The sequence below is a fragment of the Leclercia sp. UBA5958 genome (assembly GCF_002430365.1).
Lineage (GTDB): Bacteria > Pseudomonadota > Gammaproteobacteria > Enterobacterales > Enterobacteriaceae > Enterobacter > Enterobacter pneumoniae.
On sequence record NZ_DJCE01000007.1, the window covers coordinates 211,462 to 228,393 of the forward strand.

Sequence of the window (16,932 nt, forward strand, 5' to 3'; positions counted from 1 at the left end):
GCCGGTTGATATGCCGGTACGTGCCTCTTTAGTAGCACACAAAGATAACTCCTTGATAGTTAGCAGCACAAAACATTAAAAACCGGACAACACGGCGCGATAAATCCCGGTTAATATTCGCCTGCTAAATAAATAGCAGAGTGTCTATCAAGGAATAATAATGTCTAAAAATAAAACAGCGCTGGCAGTGGCCATCGGCGCGGCAGTGGCATTGACGTCTTTCGCATCCCAGGCAGAGATTACCGTTCTGAAGCAAGATCCGCAGGCGGGTAATCCGCTGAGCCGTTTAAACTTCACCGTAGGCGGCAGTATCCGTCCGCAATTCCAGAACATGACCGGCGATGACGGTAAAAACGGCTACAAGCGTAACGGCTTTGATGGCGGTACCCGTTTCCGTTTCGCGGCAGATTACTACCTGTTTGATGACATCAGTTGGGTGAGCTACTACGAGCTGGGCGTGAATATTCCGGCTCAGTTTAACTGGGATAACCACTATGCTGACGGCGCGCACGATACTTCGCGTCGTATGCTCTATACCGGTCTGAAGAGCGACACCTGGGGTACCCTGACCTTCGGTCAGCAGAACAGTGTTTATTACGATGTGGTGGGTGCGAAAACCGATATCTGGGATTACGACATGATCGGCCAGGCATCGGGCAACGGTATTAACGGTGATTACGATGGCTCTTACCGTTCACGCAAAATGCTGAAATATAAGAAAACCATCGGCGATGCCAATATTTATGCCTCTTACCTGTTTGCGGATAGCACCTATCTGGCGAACGACGGCATGCGTTATAAGCGTAAAGGCGGCGGCTCGCTGGGCGTGGATTACAACCTGACCACCGACCTCACCTGGGGTGCGGCATGGAACTACACCCGCGCAGAAATGCGTAACCCGGGCAACGGCGACAGCAAAGCCTACGATCAGAACATCCTGGGTACGGCGCTGAGCTGGACGCCAGATCAGTGGACCTTCTCCCTGGGCGGCGGCTGGTATCAAAACTTCATGACCACCAAGAAAACCGACGTGAACCACTACTTCGCGGGTGATGCCTGGGGTATTGAGTACTTTGCCGGTTATAAATTCCCGATCGGTCAGTATGCGGTGAAATCCATCCAGCCTTACTTCATGGGCGATCGTATCGAGTACATGAATGGTCGCAACTACCAGCGCATCGACAACGGCGTGGGGATTAGCTTCCAGCTGGATTACGGTTTCCGTGTGGATTACGAGCACGTGTTCACCTCCAGCACCGACGACCTGGGCGACATGAACCTGGTACGTCTGCGTTACGACTTCTAAGTTGTGTGCCCCGGTGGCCTGGCCACCGGGGTAGCAGCGAGGCACTGTCGCCGCTGGGGGAGATTGTGTAAGTATTCGGTGCCTGGCAAAACGCGCCGACAACTACGATCGTCGCTAAATCAAGCCGCCAGCCAGGCGGCCACGTCGTGCCAGGTGCCCCGAAAGACCACGTTGTCAGCCTTCTTTTCAAGCTGATAGCGGTACATAGGGTCGTAATAGTCATTGAGCAGCGGCGCAAGCCAGGCGTCGTGGGCCTCCGTGCCGCCGGTGCGCTGCTGCGCAATGAGCGCGCTTTCCAGCAGGGCCGTGAGTTCAGCAAAGCGCTGTAAACCCAGGCGACGGCGGATAGCGTACAGACCCTGGTGCAGATAGTCACTGTACTCCTGCCAGCCGCGCACTTCCCCGTATGCGCCGAGAAATGCCTGCCACATCTGGACAAAATACTCCTCGCGCAGGCGATCCAGACGAACATCAAAGGGATCTTCTACGACTGCAATGGGAGCGTTAGTCATGCGCTCACGCAGGCTTTCAGGAAGATGATTCGAACCAATCATCCGCCCCTCATCCTCCAGCACCCAGCGCGGTGCGGCCTTTTGCAGTAACGCAACGGCAAGAGCGTTTTCAAAGCTCGCCTGTGAAAGCTGCGGCCTGAGCGTACGGCCAAAAGAGGAGCCGCGGTGGCGCGCCAGCCCTTCCAGGTCGATCCCGTCAGGATGCTGTTTCACCAGTAGCGTTTTGCCGCTGCCCGTACAGCCGCCCACCAGCACCAGCGGTTTTTTAACCTGCTCGTCGGTAGCCTGTATCGCGGCCTGACGCAGCGCTTTGTAGCCCCCGATAATCAGCGGATACTCCACGCCCTTCTCTTTTAGCCATGCCTGCGCAATGTGTGAACGCTGCCCACCACGAGCGCAGCAGAGGTAGCCCTCAGGATGGGCCAGACAGGCGTCGCGCCAGGCGTGAATACGCGCTTCACGGGTTACGCCGCTGACCAGCCGATGGCCCAGCGCCAGTGCGGCGTCGGCGCCCTGACGTTTATAGCAGGTGCCCACCGCGGCGCGCTCATCATCATTCATCAAGGGCAGATTCAGGGCAGTAGGCATACTGCCCTGGGCAAATTCGACAGGGGCGCGTACGTCAAGCAGGGGCGTTCCGGCAGCCAGAATGGCGCGGTAATCCGTTCCATTGTTCATGATCATTCCAGGAGAAGCGAAAGCAATGGGCGGGATTGTACGCCGGGGAGGGGGAAGGTCAACTCCCCGGCGGAAGGGATTACTGCAGCTTTGCCTGCGCCCAGGCGATACCGCTGGCGTACTCTGCCGGCAGCAGCGGAACCAGGGCTTCAAGCGTGGCGCTCAGGCGGCCCGTATCGGTATCGTTCAGGTTGAGGTGACCCACCTTACGACCCGGACGCACCTCTTTGTCGTACCAGTGCAGATGCACCAGCGGCAGTTTCAGCCAGTCATCGTTGAGATCGGTGCCGATCAGGTTGATCATCACCGACGGGCTATTGACCACCGGCTGCGGCAACGGCAGGCCGGTAATGGCGCGCAGGTGCAGCTCAAACTGGCTGATAGAGGCGCCGTTTTGCGTCCAGTGGCCGCTGTTGTGGACGCGGGGCGCCAGCTCGTTGATCAGCAGGCCGCCAGGGGTGACAAAACACTCCATCGCCATCACACCCACGTAGCCCAGCTCCTGCATAATGGCGCTGAGCATGCTCTCTGCCTGCGCTTGCTGTTCGGCATTGGCCAGCGGGAAAGCGACGCTGGTACGCAGGATGCCGTCCTGATGCAGGTTGTGAGTCAGCGGATAAAAGACGGTGCTGCCATCATGAGCCCGGGCGCCCACCAGCGAGACTTCGCCGCTGAAGTTGATACCCTGTTCAACGATGCACTCACCGTAGCAGTCGTCCGGAAGTTCGGCGGTTTCGTGTGCGCGTAAACGCCACTGGCCGCGTCCGTCGTAACCACCGACGCGGCGCTTAACAATCGCCAGTTCGCCAAGGGTCGCAAAGATGGCGGGCCATTCGCCTTTATCGGCCAGCAACTGCCACGGCGCGGTGGCGAGGTGCAGCTTGTCGAACAGCTGTTTCTGGGTAAAACGATCGGCAATGATGGGGAAGACATCACGGTTTACAAAGGCGTTATGGCGCGCCAGTTCGCGAGTCAACGCGGTCTCTGGCCAGCGTTCGATTTCGGCAGTAATTACGCTCTGCTGAAAGGGAACCGCTTCGGGTTCCGCATCCAGACCAACCGGCCAGACGGCAATCCCTAGCGGTTCACCGGCCTGGCGCAGCATGCGGCCTAGCTGACCGTTACCCAGGACGCAAACCTGCTTCATGCCGCACCCCGCGGATCCGGGTTTTCCAGCACCTCGTCTGTCTGGGCTTTACGCCAGGCATCCAGACGCTGGTGAAGGTCTTTATCATGGGTCGCCAGGATTTGCGCCGCCAGTAGCGCAGCGTTAGCCGCGCCAGCTTTACCAATCGCCAGGGTGCCGACCGGAATACCGCGTGGCATTTGCACGATAGAGTAGAGGCTATCGACGCCGCTCAGCGCCGCGCTCTGTACCGGTACGCCAAGTACCGGCACCAGCGTTTTGGCGGCAATCATACCCGGCAGGTGTGCTGCACCGCCCGCACCGGCAATAATCACCTGATAGCCGTTCTCTTCTGCACTTTCGGCGAAGCTAAACAGTTTATCGGGGGTGCGGTGTGCGGAGACCACTTCTACGTGGTGAGGAACATTCAGGATGTCAAAGATGTCGGCGGCGAACTGCATGGTAGCCCAGTCGCTTTTGGACCCCATCACGATGGCGACACGCGCCGGATTATTGCGGGAAGACATGCGTCTTAAAACTCCTGTGGTGCGGAACACTCTGCTTTCGAGGGCACAGAGAATAGCATGTAATACAGGCAAGGAAAACGGTTGCGCGGCTAAAACTTCCCCGTTTATTGCGGGGAAGCAGCAACAAAAAGACCGCCTTTTGGCGGTCTTTTTAGTGATAAATTCAGGCTCATTTACAGCAGAGTACCTGCGGTCAGGCTCTCTTCGTCGAAGGCGTGGCTGACATTGATATGATTCTCATGAATCACCGTGTCCATATTAGAACCCGCCTCCGGCATGGAGAAGCGGTTTTCTGCAGCCATAGCGCCAGACGTCAGTGAAGCGGCCAGCAGCAGGGCGCTGACGAGGGTCATTTTTTTCATGTTCTGTTCCTTGCTCATCATATTGTCGCTGTCGCTGGGCATCTCTCTGGCGGCACGGCAATCAGGTTAATTATTTGGTCAGTTCTGCGGTCATGTGCACGCGGTTGTCGAACTGAGCGCTGGTGATTTTATAAGAGGCACCTTCGCGGGCGGCCTGAGCGGCGATTTTGGCTTCTGCACGGTCAATCGTGGAGGCGGTAGTGCTCACGCTCTGCGCAAAAGAACCGAAAGAGATCAGTGAAAGAGCGGCAACTGCAACGAAAGTTTTGATGGATTTCATGGTCGTGATCCTTAAGCTGTTTTGTTTGGGGTAGGGCGTTGTTGCCCTGATGTGAAAAATGATAGGCCGACCAGAGTGTGATTAAAATCAAAACAATTTGCGCGTGCAATTCAAAATATTTGAATGATTTTTAGGCGGGGATTTTAGAACGGAAACGCGATGAGTTCGACGCCGTCCGGGGTCACTTTGACCATCGAGCCTTCCGTATGCCAGGCACCTAATACTACACGGTGGGCAGGCTCGCCGTGGACGATAAGGTTATGCACGTCAGGACGATGGGTATGGCCGTGAATCAGCCAGTGAACCTGGTGCTTTTCCATCACGCGGACAACCGCCTGGGGGTTCACATCCATGATGGTCATGGATTTGCTGCTGTTAGCGGCTTTACTGCCCGCACGCATTTTGGCGGCGATGCGATTGCGGATAAACAGCGGCAGGGCGAGGAAGAGGGTCTGGATCCAGGGGGTATGAACTTTAGCGCGAAACGCCAGGTACCCGGTATCGTCGGTGCACAGCGTATCACCGTGCATGATCAGCACCTTGCGGCCATAGAGGTCCAGCACTTGCTCTTCGGGCAGCAGGGTCATACCGCTTTCGCGGGCAAAGCGTTGACCAATCAGGAAATCACGATTGCCGTGAATAAAGAAGCAGGGCGTACCGGCATCGACCAGCGCTCTGATGGCGGCAGCGATTTCGCGGTGCAGCGGGTTAGGATCGTCGTCGCCAATCCAGGCTTCGAACAGGTCACCCAGAATATAAAGCGCATCGGCGCTTTTCGCTTCACCGCGTAAAAAACGCAGAAAACCGGCGGTGATCGCCGGTTCTTCTGTTTGCAGATGGAGATCTGCAATAAAGAGTGTCGCCACGAATTATTCGCTGACGGTCACGCTTGTAATCACAACGTCTTCTTTTGGAACGTCCTGATGCATACCGCTGCGGCCAGTAGAGACAGCTTTGATTTTATCAACCACGTCCATCCCTTCTACCACTTCAGCGAACACGCAGTAACCCCAACCTTGCAGGCTCTCACCGGAGAAGTTCAGGAAGTCATTGTCTGCTACGTTGATGAAGAACTGAGCAGTGGCAGAGTGAGGAGCCTGAGTACGCGCCATCGCCAGCGTACCACGGGTGTTTTTCAGACCGTTGTTCGCTTCGTTTTTGATCGCTTCTTTGGTCTCTTTCTGCTGCATGCCAGGTTCAAAACCGCCGCCCTGGATCATAAAGCCGTTGATCACACGGTGGAAAATGGTGTTGTTGTAGAAACCTTCGCGGCAGTAGTCCAGGAAGTTTTTAACTGTTTCAGGCGCTTTGTCATCAAAGGTTTTGATTACGATATCGCCATGATTAGTGTGGAAAGTAACCATTTTTGCATCCTGTTCTGTTATTGCAGTGCTTCGACCCCGGTTCGGGCCACATATAGGGGCTTGTTATAGCATAACCACTGGACGCGATCACCTTGCATTGTGTGCTGCTTCGATGATGAATAATAGGTATGATAAGAAAGTTTCTATCCACACACGTCTCATATGGAACCTTCGATGTTAAAAATTTTTAATACAATGACGCGCCAAAAAGAGGAATTTAAGCCTATCCATGCCGGGGAAGTCGGCATGTACGTGTGTGGTATTACGGTTTACGATCTCTGTCATATTGGCCATGGCCGTACCTTTGTTGCGTTTGACGTGGTTTCGCGTTACCTGCGTTTTTTGGGCTACAACCTGAAGTACGTGCGTAACATCACCGACATTGACGATAAAATCATTAAGCGTGCTAATGAAAACGGCGAGAACTTTGTCGCGCTGGTCGATCGGATGATCGCCGAAATGCACAAAGATTTTGATGCGCTGAATATCCTGCGCCCGGACAACGAGCCGCGCGCCACCCACCATATCCACGAGATCATCGAGATCACCGAGAAACTGATCGAGCGCGGTCATGCCTATGTGGCTGACAACGGCGACGTGATGTTCTCCGTACCGACTGACCCGGCATATGGCCAGCTCTCTCGCCAGGATCTGGAGCAACTGCAGGCCGGTGCGCGCGTAGACGTGGTGGATGTGAAGCGTAATCCGATGGACTTCGTCCTGTGGAAGATGTCCAAAGCGGGTGAACCAAGCTGGCCGTCGCCATGGGGCGAAGGCCGTCCGGGATGGCACATCGAGTGTTCCGCCATGAACTGCAAACAACTGGGTAACCATTTTGATATCCACGGCGGCGGATCGGATCTGATGTTCCCGCACCATGAGAACGAAATTGCCCAGTCCACCTGCGCCCACGGCGGCGAGTACGTCAACTACTGGATGCATTCCGGGATGGTGATGGTCGATCGTGAAAAGATGTCCAAATCACTGGGCAACTTCTTCACCGTGCGCGACGTACTGAAGTATTACGATGCGGAGACCGTGCGCTACTTCCTGATGTCTGGCCACTACCGCAGCCAGCTGAACTACAGCGAAGAGAACCTGAAGCAGGCTCGTTCGGCGCTGGAGCGTCTGTATACTGCGCTGCGCGGTACCGATAAATCTGTCGCACCGGCCGGCGGCGAGGCGTTTGAAGCCCGCTTTGTTGAGGTGATGAACGACGACTTCAACACCCCGGAAGCCTACTCCGTGCTGTTCGATATGGCGCGTGAAGTAAACCGCCTGAAAACGGAAGATGCCGCGGCCGCGAATGCGCTGGCTGCCCATCTGCGTAAGCTCTCCGCGGTGCTTGGCCTGCTGGAGCAAGAGCCGGAAACCTTCCTGCAGAGTAGCGCGCAGGCGGACGACGGCGAAGTGGCGGAGATCGAGGCGTTGATTACGGCTCGTCTGGAAGCGCGTCAGGCGAAAGACTGGGCGGCAGCAGATGCAGCGCGTAATCGTCTGACCGAGATGGGTATCATTCTGGAAGATGGTCCTCAGGGGACGACCTGGCGTCGTAAGTAAGTTCTCCCCCTCACCCTAACCCTCTCCCTCAGGGAGAGGGGATTGACCGGTTTTCTTCCTCACTTCGTGCCAGCGGGCATCGTCCGCTTTTCTCCCTCTCCCTGGGGGAGAGGGCCGGGGTGAGGGCCTCAGCGCGCACGCTTCCACCACAATACTCCCATTAACACCACCCCAGGCAGCCACACCCACAGCAGTTCCGAAATGATCACCTGATGCCCGTACGGGGTGGTATAGCGGGACAGCGCAAACGGCGCGACCTTAATCACCTGCCAGGGGGCGAAAAAGCGTTCATCCGACCAGGGCCACAGCCAGCCAACCCCTTTGCCTCCGGTCGTGATCGAATCCAGCAGACTGTGCGACAACAGCGATACGGTTAAAAACAGCCAGCAGCGAATCAGCCCGGCCCTGAACCATCGTCGACCCGCCCAGACGCAGAGTAGCGGAAGCACAAATGCAAACAGCAAGGAGTGCGTAAAGCCGCGATGACCAAAAATATTGCCGTAGGCCACGCCGAACTTAAAAGAGAGCACGTCGGCGTCTGGCAGCATGGCCAGCACCACACCGGCAAACAGGAGGCGAGGAGGTATAACGCGGGTGCCGAGCCCTAAGCCCAGGCAGAGAGGTACAGCAGCATGAGTGATAATCGTTGGCATGGTCATTTCCCACGGTAAATCATGGAAATATAGCAGGCTTTACCCGCCGCCAACCGAAACGAATTCTGAATTCAGGCCGATTCCCGGGCAATGAGCTGGCCTGAGAGTGTAATACGCTGAGTTTGCAGATCCGGCTCCTTCAGCTTGCGCATCATTAAGCCCGCGGCCTGACGTCCGGTCTCTTCACTGGCGGAGGAGACATAGGTAAACGACGGCGAGGTGAGATTAACGTGCAGCATATCTTCAAAGCCGACAAGGGCGACCTGCTGAGTCAGAAAGACATCTTTGCCCACCGTGCGCCCCACCTGATGAATGCCGGAGATCGAGCCAATCATCGCATCGGGCGAATGGCAGAGCAGGGCGGTGATGGTATTGTTTTTTTCCAGCAAATGGCGGGTGGCGAGCCCGGCGGCGCGGGTGTCGTCGCTACAGGCCGGGGCAAACTCGTCACGATTAATCAGCCCATACTGGCTCATGGCGCTGCGAAAACCGAGCAGGCGCTGCTCGCGAATCAGGCAGTTTTCCTGCCCGCCGATATAGGCAATATTACGGTGACCCCGCTCAATCAGGTAACGCGTTGCAAGATTCGCCGCCTGGCGATTATCCCGCAGCACCAGATTACAGGGTTCATCCAGAAAAGATTGCGAGACGGCGACCAGCGGAAGGGGGCATTGACGAATCTGTTCGGGTAAACGGGCATGCTGCGTATCGGAAGATAAATAGATCACCCCCGCCACGCCCTGCTGTTTAAATGAAAGCAGGCAGCGCTCAAGATGTTCGCCATCGTTTTGCGGCTGCCCAAGAAAGACCATATAGCCCTGTTTTTCCAGCTCTTGCACGACGCTTGCCATCACTTTGATAGAAAAGCTGTCGCTAAAATCACGCAGGATCAGGCCGATCAGGTTGGAGGTGTTGGCGCGAAGGTTAGCAGCGGCGACATTATGAACATAGCCGAGCGTATTGATGGCAGCATGGACTTTCTCAATCGTTGCCTCTGAGATTTTCCCTTTCTGGCGTAGCACCAGCGAGACGGTGGATACCGAAACGCCTGCCTCTCTGGCGACATCAATAATGCTGACTTTCTTCAAACTCGCTCCCTGAAATTTCCACATTATCAGCCTGTTCAGACAACGCCTCCCAGATTACAGGAGACGTGTCAGCCAGGCATCTTATTATTTTCCGATCAGCGTGCTCATAGTCTGGGCGATAAACTGTGCCCTGGCACCAAAGATCACTTGAATACCCTTATCGCCAACGAAGACCACACCGCGTGCCCCCAGGCCGTTAAGCCCGTCTTTATCTACCTCATCGCCTTTGGCCACTTCCAGACGCAGACGGGTGATACAGGAGCCGACGGAGTCAATGTTGTTCGCCCCGCCCAGCAGCGCAATGATTTCGGTGGCAAGCTCAGTATCGGTCTTGTCATCGGTTGTCGCGCTCACGTCAGTACGGCCCGGTGTTTTCACGTCAAAACGACGGATCACAAAGCGGAATGTGAAGTAGTAAATCAGCGCCATCGGAATACCGATAATCACCGCGTTCAGGAAGTTGGTCTGGTAGCCGTTAAACGACGGCAGGATCCCGAACGACAGATAATCGATAAAGCCCGCAGAGAACGACTTGGCGATATGTGCATGCATCAGGTACATGGTCATATAGGCCAGACCCGCCATGATGGCGTTGAAGACGTACAGAATCGGTGCCACGAAGATAAAGGTAAACTCAACCGGCTCCGTAATCCCCGTCAGGAAGCAGGTCAGTGCGGCAGAGAAGAGAATACCGGCCGCGATTTTCTTATTCTTGGTGTGCGCTTCGTGATACATCGCCAGACACGCCGCAGGCAGCGCGAACAGCATCAGCGGGAACTCGCCCTGCATGAACTTACCGGCATTCTGGTAAGTGTCGCTGCTGAAGGATTTAGTCCCTTCTTCCAGCATTTTGAACCAGATAGTCTGGTCGCCGTGGATCACCTGGCCCGCCTGGGTGGTGTAATCACCGAAGGAGTACCAGAAAGAGGGGTACCAGATATGGTGCAGACCCAGCGGGATCAGCGCGCGCTCCACCAGACCGAAGATAAAGGTCGAGGCCGCCTGATTATCGCCGTTTACCACCACCGAAAGCGCGTCGATGCCGGACTGGATATGCTGCCAGATGTACGGCAGCAGCAGGCCGAGCAGGAACGACAGAAATGCTGTCGCAATCGCTACAAAACGCTTACCGGAGAAGAAGCCGAGGAACTCCGGCAACTGCATGGTATGGAAGCGGTTATAGCACCAGGCGGCGAGAATACCGCAGATCAGGCCGCCAAAGACGCCCATCTGCAGAGTAGGAATGCCGACCACCATGGCGTATTTACCGCCCTGAGAGGCCATCTCCGGCGTGATGCTCAGTAGCGTGCCGATGGTAATGTTAGTAACAAATACCGACACTGCCGCAGAGAGCGCAGCGATGCCCGATTCTGACGCCAGACCCACCGCGGAACCGATAGCGAAGAGCATTGGCAGGTTATCGAAAATAACCCCGCCCGCATTCATCATCAGCGGCAGATGGAATTTATCCCCGAACGCCAGCAGCAGGCCGGCAGCGGGAAGCAGTGAAATTGGCAGCATTAAGGCGCGGCCAATCATCGATAACTTAGACAACGATTTAACAAACCCTGATATCAGACTCATGCTGAAATCTCCCCCGAGAAGCGCTTTTTTCGCGCTGTTATAGTAAGTATAACGTTTTAGTAGAACGTTCTACTTATCGTGAGGAAAGGTGGAATTACGCGCAACTAAATTTTCACATTTCAACAAACGAAATAGTGATTCTTTGAAGTCGATCGATAATTAACCGTGATGGGGATGGGGGATAAAGTGAGATGAGAGCGGTTTGTTCCCCTCACCCTAACCCTCTCCCCATAGGGGAGAGGGGACTGCCCGGNNGGTCTTCTCCCTCGCCCCTGTGGGAAGAGGGGACGGCCAGGTGCGGTTTTCTCCCACGCCCCTGATGGGAGAGGGGGCTGCCCGGTGCGGTTTTCTCCCTCGCCCCTTTGGGGAGAGGGCCGGGGTGAGGGGAAATATACACTCAGTATTTAGGCTCGGTAAGCGTCGCGCCACCGGGCATCACACGCCTCAGGCGGTAACAGTCACGCTATGGCCTGCAAAACTCACGGTCTGTCCCGCAACAATCTTGCAGCGTTTGCGGGTTTCCACCGCACCATCTACCGTAACCAGACCTTCAGCAATGACGATCTTGGCCTGCGCGCCGCTCTCGCTCCAGCCCTCCAGCTTCAGGAGATCGCACAGCTCTACGTGTGGGTGTTTACCTAATGAAAAAGTGGCCATCTTACGCTTCCTCTACGTCGTGATACTCTTCGCATGCTTGCAAAGTATTTTGAATCAGTGTTGCTACCGTCATCGGGCCTACGCCGCCCGGCACCGGGGTGATGTAAGAGGCGCGCGCGGCAGCATCCTCATAAACCACATCGCCCACGACTTTGCCGCTCTCGAGACGGTTAATGCCTACGTCCACCACAATCGCACCTTCTTTAATCCACTCACCGGGAATGAAGCCAGGCTTGCCGACGGCGACGATCAGCAGATCCGCGTTTTCAACGTGTTGACGCAGATTTTTGGTAAAGCGGTGGGTAACGGTCGTGGTACAGCCAGCCAGCAGCAGCTCCATGCTCATCGGGCGGCCAACGATATTCGAGGCGCCAATCACCACGGCGTTCAGACCGTAGGTATCAATGTTATAGCGCTCAAGCAGGGTAACGATACCGCGTGGCGTGCAAGGACGCAGACGCGGCGCGCGCTGGCACAGGCGACCAACGTTATACGGATGGAAACCGTCCACGTCTTTATCGGGTGCGATACGCTCCAGAACCTTCACGTTGTCGATGCCTGCAGGCAGCGGCAGCTGAACCAGAATGCCGTCGATCTCTTTATCAGCGTTCAGGGTGTCGATCAGCTCCAGCAGCTCTGCTTCGCTGGTGGTTTCCGGCAGATCATAAGAGCGGGAGACAAAGCCCACCTCTTCGCACGCCTTGCGTTTGCTGCCGACATAAATCTGGGATGCCGGGTTACTGCCGACCAGCACAACAGCCAGTCCGGGGGCGCGTTTTCCGGCCGCTGTACGCGCCTTCACTTTTTCCGCGACCTCAGAGCGCACCTGCTGCGCAATCGTTTTACCGTCAATAATCTGTGCTGCCATCAGAGAGAGGATTCCATCTGTAAGGTTTAAAGGGGGGATTGCCTATATTTTGTCAGAAGCGAGCGCTGCTGTCAGTCACCCATTGCGAGATTTCCTGATCACCTCCCGGCTGAGCCATTCAGTCCCTGCGTTTTGTACGGTTTTTTTCTTAGGGATGATTAAGACCAGACCTGGGCCAATTACAGCGTTTGGGCATATTTAAATATGCCTCAAAAGGCTACTTTAGCGTTGCCAAAAATAAGCGTTCAATCCTCATATTGAATGCCTAATTTATTCCCGCTATCTGTTGGGAAGGGTATTTTATATTTTAAAGGAATAGACATGAAAATAACCTATGCTGCATCTGTTGTAATTGCTTCGCTGACCTTTTTTGCTGGAACTGTTCAGGCAGAAGAGACGAAAACACCAGTATCTGTAAATGGTGGCACAGTTCATTTTACGGGTGAATTAGTGAATGCCGCCTGTGCAGTGAATACCGAATCGTCAAACCAGACGGTCAACCTGGGCCAGTATCGTACGGCGAAGTTCACCAAAGTCGGTGATACCACCAGCAATGTTCCCTTCACTATTGAGCTGAATGATTGCGATCCGACCGTAGCGACGACGGCCGCCGTGGCCTTTACCGGCCAGGTTGATGCCACCGATAAAACCCTGCTGGCCGTCTCCTCCGGCAGTAATGACACCGCTGCAAAAGGGGTTGGGATTGAAATTCTCGACAGTCAATCCACCACGCTGACACCGGATGGCGCCAGCTTCTCGGCAACCCAGGCACTGATCAAAGGGACCAATACCCTGAACTTTGCCGCGCGCTATAAAGCCACGGCGGCAACTACCGAGCCGGGTCAGGCCAACGCTGACGCGACCTTCGTCGTTAAATACGAATAAGCCTGACAGCAGGGAGGATGAAGGTCTCAGGGAGGAGGCCCGACTGTCTGGATTGAGTATCAGAATGAACGCTAAGGAGCATGATTTGGGTTGCTCCTTACTATTGAGTGCAGTGGCGTGGGCTGGCTATTTTTAGCTCCGACTGCAGCCACTCGTGCCTGACATACCTGCGAATAAATAATTATAGGCTCCGCTGTGAAATATGTATTTTTTAAACCAGGGTTCATCGTATTTTTATTCTGTCTACTGGTATCGCTGCCGACATACGCTGCAGGTGGAATTGCACTGGGTGCGACTCGGGTTATTTATCCTGCCGAAGCGAAACAGACTTCACTGGCTATTACCAACAGCCACAAACAGGAACGTTATTTAATTAATGCCTGGATTGAAAATGAGCAGGGAACAAAAGAAAAATCGTTTGCCGTCACGCCTCCGCTGTTCGTCAGCGAGCCGGATAGCGAAAATACCTTGCGCATAATCTATGCGGGCCCTGCGCTTGCGAAGGATCGTGAGTCGCTGTTTTATCTGAACGTGAAGGCGATTCCGTCGGTTAATAAAGCCAGCATTGAGGGAAAAAACGTCCTGCAACTGGCGGTGCTGTCTCGCATCAAGGTCTTTGTCAGGCCGGGCAATCTCGCCATGCAGCCCGATGAGGCGCTGTCACATCTGCACTTTGAACGGGTGGGTAACCAACTCAAAGTCAGTAATGCCTCACCCTATTACATCACGCTGGTCAATCTACGCCTCGGCGAACAGAGAGTAGAGAATCTGATGATTGCGCCAGGGCAGTCGGCACAACAGTACCTTCCGTCCGGTGCCGGCAACATGCTGAGCTGGCAAAGCGTGAATGATTATGGCGCGATAACTCCCGCGCGTAGCGTCAATCTTTGAGCCTGGTTCGAATCATGCACACTCAGCGAGGGCTGCCTGGTCTCATCGCACTGGCCTTAATCGTCAACTGGCCGCAGACGGGGCGGGGCGAAAGCTACTTTAACCCGGCATTTTTATCCGATAGCGCGGCAGACGTCGCCGATTTATCGCGCTTTGAGCAAGGTTATCAGCAGGCTCCGGGCCTCTATCGGGTCGATATTTGGCTCAATGAGGCCTTTATTGGGACGCAGGATATCCGCTTTGAGAGCGCGTCTGAACCGGTTCCCACCGTGGCGGGAGGGCTGGCGCCCTGTATCACGCGCGCGCTGCTGGAGCGGTTTGGTGTAAACCTTGCGGCATTTCCGACACTCGCCGGCGCGGAAGCAGAACACTGTGTTCCGCTGACCCAGGTGATTGCGGGAAGTCAGATCATCTTTAATTTCGCCGCGCAGCGGCTGGACGTAAGCCTGCCGCAGGTGGCAATGCAAAACAGCGCGCGGGGATACATCTCTCCTGAGCAGTGGGATAACGGTATTCCGGCGGCATTGTTGAATTACAGCTTCAGTGGCAATCGCGGTAGCGACGACGACAGCTATTACCTCAATCTACAAAGCGGGATGAACTATGGGGCCTGGCGATTACGTAATACCGGGGCGTGGCGCTATACCCGCAGCAACGGAACGCGGCACAGCGAATGGCAAAATATTGGAACCTGGGCGCAGCGTACGCTGGTGCCGCTAAAAAGCGAGCTGGTGCTGGGAGACAGCAATACGGGTAACGACGTCTTCGACAGTATCGGTTTTCGTGGGGGGCGACTTTACGCTGCAGACAGCATGTACCCGGACAGTATGCAGGGCTACGCCCCCACCGTGCGCGGTATCGCCAGGACCCCGGCCAAAGTTGTCATCCGTCAGAACGGATATGTCATTTATCAAAGTTACGTTCAGCCCGGCGCCTTTGCCATTACCGATCTCAATCCCACCTCATCGAGCGGCGATCTGGAGGTGACGGTGGAGGAAAAGGAGGGAAGCGTCCAACGCTATAGCGTGCCCTATTCCACGGTCCCTCTGTTGCAACGCGAAGGGAGACGAAAGTTTGACCTGGTCGCCGGCGCCTACCGCAGCGGTAATCAGGGGCAGGATAGGCCGGTATTTGCGCAGGGCACGCTGCTCGCAGGTCTGCGCGACGGTTATACCCTCTACGGTGGCGCGCAGGTTGCCGCACGTTATAGCGCTCTGGCGCTGGGGGCGGGCAAGAATCTGGGGGAGTGGGGAGCGGTCTCGATCGATGTTACGCATGCCCGTAGCCAGCTTGCCGACGAGAGTCATCATCAGGGCCAGTCCCTGCGCTTTCTCTATGCCAAATCATTGAACGGCTATGGCACAAATTTCCAGCTGCTGGGCTATCGCTACTCCACTAAAGGGTTTTACACCCTGGATGATACTGCCTGGAAATCGATGGAGGGTTACCAGTATGGCGAAAGCCTGACGAAGGACGGCGTGCCGGATGTGCAGAGCTATCACAACCTGGCGTGGAGCAAAAAGGGGCGTATCCAGCTCAATATCTCCCAGTCACTGGGGGAGTGGGGATCGGTCTATCTGTCCGGCAGCGAGCAAAGCTACTGGGACACCTCAGAAACTAACACCTGGTATCAACTCGGCTATGCGGGTGGGATGCAGGGGATCAGCTACGCCTTTACCTGGGCCTGGAGCCGGGCGGCGGGCATTGAAGGCACTGACAGGATTGCCTCTTTTAACGTCAGCGTGCCTTTCTCGATCTTTATGGGCAGAGGCTACCGTCGCGATAACGCCCTTGAACGCGCGTGGGCGACCGCCTCCGCCAGCCGCAACAGTGACGGGCAAAGCAGCTGGCAAACGGGCGTGAGCGGCACGTTGCTTAAGGATAAGAACCTGAATTACAGCGTGATTCAGGGGCACTCCAGCAGTGGAGGCGCAAGCGGCAGTGCCAGCGCGAACTGGCAGGCAGCCTGGGGGAACCTGGGCGCGGGGTATAACACCAACCGCGAAAAACGCGACTGGAACTGGCAGCTGGCGGGCGGCGTGGTGGGTCATGCCGACGGTATTACCCTGAGCCAGCCGCTGGGGGACACCAACGTTCTGATCAAAGCGCCGGGCGCATCGGGCGTCAGCATTGAAAACCAGACCGGGGTAAAAACCGACTGGCGTGGCTACGCCGTTATGCCTTACGCCACCGTGTATCGCTATAACCGCGTCGCGCTGGACACCAATTCTATGGGTAACAGTATCGATATTGAAAACAACGTAAGCAGCGTAGTGCCGACCCGGGGGGCACTGGTGCGGGCCAGCTTTGATACCCGCATTGGCGTGCGCGCGTTAATGACCGTAACGCGATCCGGCAAACCGGTGCCCTTCGGCGCGCTGGTGCGTGAGAACCAAAGCGGTATCACCAGCATGGTGGGTGATGATGGACAAATTTACCTTAGCGGATTGCCGCTGGTGGGAGAGTTAATGATTCAGTGGGGGCGCTATGCGCAGTCTCAGTGCCGGGCACAGTACCGGCTGCCTGACGATAGTCAGGAAAGGAATATCACTCTGGCGGAGGTGGAGTGTGAACCATAAAGGGCAATCTCG

17 protein-coding genes are annotated in these 16,932 nt (G+C 55.7%); 5 read left to right on the top strand and 12 right to left on the bottom strand.

Annotation, left to right across the window (positions count from 1 at the left end; translation table 11 throughout):
* Nucleotides 1-160 precede the first annotated feature (160 nt).
* Nucleotides 161-1,306: a porin gene (locus B2Q93_RS10430; protein ID WP_286809777.1), complete on the top strand. Its 1,146-nt coding sequence runs from the start codon at nucleotides 161-163 to the stop codon at nucleotides 1,304-1,306.
* Between the two features lie 119 nt (nucleotides 1,307-1,425).
* On the opposite strand, the gene mnmH is transcribed toward B2Q93_RS10430, so the two are convergent.
* The 7 genes from mnmH to ppiB form a co-directional block, all read right to left on the bottom strand.
* The gene (gene mnmH, locus B2Q93_RS10435; protein WP_286932843.1) at nucleotides 1,426-2,496 is read right to left on the bottom strand and encodes a tRNA 2-selenouridine(34) synthase MnmH; all 1,071 of its coding nucleotides are present in this window, start codon (nucleotides 2,494-2,496) and stop codon (nucleotides 1,426-1,428) included.
* Between the two features lie 79 nt (nucleotides 2,497-2,575).
* Nucleotides 2,576-3,643 (bottom strand): 5-(carboxyamino)imidazole ribonucleotide synthase, encoded by a 1,068-nt coding sequence (gene purK / locus B2Q93_RS10440; RefSeq protein ID WP_212476997.1) that lies wholly within the window; start codon nucleotides 3,641-3,643, stop codon nucleotides 2,576-2,578.
* On the bottom strand, nucleotides 3,640-4,149 hold the full coding sequence (purE, locus tag B2Q93_RS10445) for a 5-(carboxyamino)imidazole ribonucleotide mutase (protein ID WP_046884412.1): 510 nt from the start codon (nucleotides 4,147-4,149) through the stop codon (nucleotides 3,640-3,642). Before purE ends, purK begins: the two co-directional genes overlap by 4 nt.
* 173 nt (nucleotides 4,150-4,322) lie before the next feature.
* Nucleotides 4,323-4,511 (bottom strand): hypothetical protein, encoded by a 189-nt coding sequence (locus tag B2Q93_RS10450; RefSeq protein ID WP_286932844.1) that lies wholly within the window; start codon nucleotides 4,509-4,511, stop codon nucleotides 4,323-4,325.
* 70 nt (nucleotides 4,512-4,581) lie between these two features.
* Nucleotides 4,582-4,791 (bottom strand): YdgH/BhsA/McbA-like domain containing protein, encoded by a 210-nt coding sequence (locus B2Q93_RS10455; protein ID WP_046884410.1) that lies wholly within the window; start codon nucleotides 4,789-4,791, stop codon nucleotides 4,582-4,584.
* A 143-nt stretch (nucleotides 4,792-4,934) separates the two neighbouring features.
* Nucleotides 4,935-5,657, bottom strand: coding sequence for a UDP-2,3-diacylglucosamine diphosphatase (gene lpxH / locus B2Q93_RS10460; protein WP_286932845.1), 723 nt, complete (start codon nucleotides 5,655-5,657; stop codon nucleotides 4,935-4,937).
* Between the two features lie 3 nt (nucleotides 5,658-5,660).
* A complete protein-coding gene (gene ppiB / locus B2Q93_RS10465; RefSeq protein ID WP_040076834.1) occupies nucleotides 5,661-6,155 on the bottom strand; it encodes a peptidylprolyl isomerase B in 495 nt (164 codons plus the stop codon).
* A 174-nt stretch (nucleotides 6,156-6,329) separates the two neighbouring features.
* Here ppiB and cysS point away from each other — a divergent pair, with 174 nt between their 5' ends.
* Nucleotides 6,330-7,715, top strand: coding sequence for a cysteine--tRNA ligase (cysS, locus tag B2Q93_RS10470; protein WP_040076833.1), 1,386 nt, complete (start codon nucleotides 6,330-6,332; stop codon nucleotides 7,713-7,715).
* 128 nt (nucleotides 7,716-7,843) lie between these two features.
* On the opposite strand, the gene B2Q93_RS10475 is transcribed toward cysS, so the two are convergent.
* The 5 genes from B2Q93_RS10475 to folD all read right to left on the bottom strand — a co-directional run bounded on the left by B2Q93_RS10475 (nucleotide 7,844) and on the right by folD (nucleotide 12,565).
* Entirely contained in the window at nucleotides 7,844-8,368 is a 525-nt protein-coding gene (locus B2Q93_RS10475; protein ID WP_286809774.1) for a metal-dependent hydrolase, read from the bottom strand.
* A 71-nt stretch (nucleotides 8,369-8,439) separates the two neighbouring features.
* Complete coding sequence (gene malI, locus B2Q93_RS10480) at nucleotides 8,440-9,456, bottom strand: Mal regulon transcriptional regulator MalI (RefSeq protein ID WP_046884407.1); 1,017 nt, start codon at nucleotides 9,454-9,456, stop codon at nucleotides 8,440-8,442.
* Between the two features lie 84 nt (nucleotides 9,457-9,540).
* Entirely contained in the window at nucleotides 9,541-11,040 is a 1,500-nt protein-coding gene (locus B2Q93_RS10485) for a PTS transporter subunit EIIC (RefSeq protein ID WP_046884406.1), read from the bottom strand.
* Nucleotides 11,041-11,484: 444 nt separating this feature from the next.
* Entirely contained in the window at nucleotides 11,485-11,697 is a 213-nt protein-coding gene (gene ybcJ / locus B2Q93_RS10490; RefSeq protein WP_212476984.1) for a ribosome-associated protein YbcJ, read from the bottom strand.
* Nucleotide 11,698: 1 nt separating this feature from the next.
* Complete coding sequence (gene folD / locus B2Q93_RS10495) at nucleotides 11,699-12,565, bottom strand: bifunctional methylenetetrahydrofolate dehydrogenase/methenyltetrahydrofolate cyclohydrolase FolD (protein ID WP_040076827.1); 867 nt, start codon at nucleotides 12,563-12,565, stop codon at nucleotides 11,699-11,701.
* Between the two features lie 321 nt (nucleotides 12,566-12,886).
* On the opposite strand from folD, the gene fimA reads away from it, so the two are divergent.
* The 3 genes from fimA to B2Q93_RS10510 all read left to right on the top strand — a co-directional run bounded on the left by fimA (nucleotide 12,887) and on the right by B2Q93_RS10510 (nucleotide 16,920).
* The gene (gene fimA / locus B2Q93_RS10500; protein ID WP_040076826.1) at nucleotides 12,887-13,450 is read left to right on the top strand and encodes a type 1 fimbrial major subunit FimA; all 564 of its coding nucleotides are present in this window, start codon (nucleotides 12,887-12,889) and stop codon (nucleotides 13,448-13,450) included.
* Nucleotides 13,451-13,675: 225 nt separating this feature from the next.
* On the top strand, nucleotides 13,676-14,341 hold the full coding sequence (gene fimC, locus B2Q93_RS10505; RefSeq protein ID WP_286933412.1) for a type 1 fimbria chaperone FimC: 666 nt from the start codon (nucleotides 13,676-13,678) through the stop codon (nucleotides 14,339-14,341).
* 14 nt (nucleotides 14,342-14,355) lie between these two features.
* Nucleotides 14,356-16,920 (top strand): fimbrial biogenesis usher protein, encoded by a 2,565-nt coding sequence (locus B2Q93_RS10510; protein WP_286932846.1) that lies wholly within the window; start codon nucleotides 14,356-14,358, stop codon nucleotides 16,918-16,920.
* Nucleotides 16,921-16,932: the final 12 nt, after the last annotated feature.

Bases quoted from the DNA above. Each gene is read 5' to 3' on its own strand.
- ppiB (WP_040076834.1), bottom strand. From the start codon at position 6,155: ATGGTTACTTTCCACACTAATCATGGCGATATCGTAATCAAAACCTTT.
- B2Q93_RS10450 (WP_286932844.1), bottom strand. From the start codon at position 4,511: ATGAAAAAAATGACCCTCGTCAGCGCCCTGCTGCTGGCCGCTTCACTG.
- folD (WP_040076827.1), bottom strand. From the start codon at position 12,565: ATGGCAGCACAGATTATTGACGGTAAAACGATTGCGCAGCAGGTGCGC.
- fimA (WP_040076826.1), top strand. From the start codon at position 12,887: ATGAAAATAACCTATGCTGCATCTGTTGTAATTGCTTCGCTGACCTTT.
- B2Q93_RS10455 (WP_046884410.1), bottom strand. From the start codon at position 4,791: ATGAAATCCATCAAAACTTTCGTTGCAGTTGCCGCTCTTTCACTGATC.
- cysS (WP_040076833.1), top strand. From the start codon at position 6,330: ATGTTAAAAATTTTTAATACAATGACGCGCCAAAAAGAGGAATTTAAG.
- B2Q93_RS10485 (WP_046884406.1), bottom strand. From the start codon at position 11,040: ATGAGTCTGATATCAGGGTTTGTTAAATCGTTGTCTAAGTTATCGATG.
- mnmH (WP_286932843.1), bottom strand. From the start codon at position 2,496: ATGAACAATGGAACGGATTACCGCGCCATTCTGGCTGCCGGAACGCCC.
- B2Q93_RS10475 (WP_286809774.1), bottom strand. From the start codon at position 8,368: ATGCCAACGATTATCACTCATGCTGCTGTACCTCTCTGCCTGGGCTTA.
- B2Q93_RS10510 (WP_286932846.1), top strand. From the start codon at position 14,356: ATGCACACTCAGCGAGGGCTGCCTGGTCTCATCGCACTGGCCTTAATC.
- B2Q93_RS10430 (WP_286809777.1), top strand. From the start codon at position 161: ATGTCTAAAAATAAAACAGCGCTGGCAGTGGCCATCGGCGCGGCAGTG.
- ybcJ (WP_212476984.1), bottom strand. From the start codon at position 11,697: ATGGCCACTTTTTCATTAGGTAAACACCCACACGTAGAGCTGTGCGAT.
- purK (WP_212476997.1), bottom strand. From the start codon at position 3,643: ATGAAGCAGGTTTGCGTCCTGGGTAACGGTCAGCTAGGCCGCATGCTG.
- purE (WP_046884412.1), bottom strand. From the start codon at position 4,149: ATGTCTTCCCGCAATAATCCGGCGCGTGTCGCCATCGTGATGGGGTCC.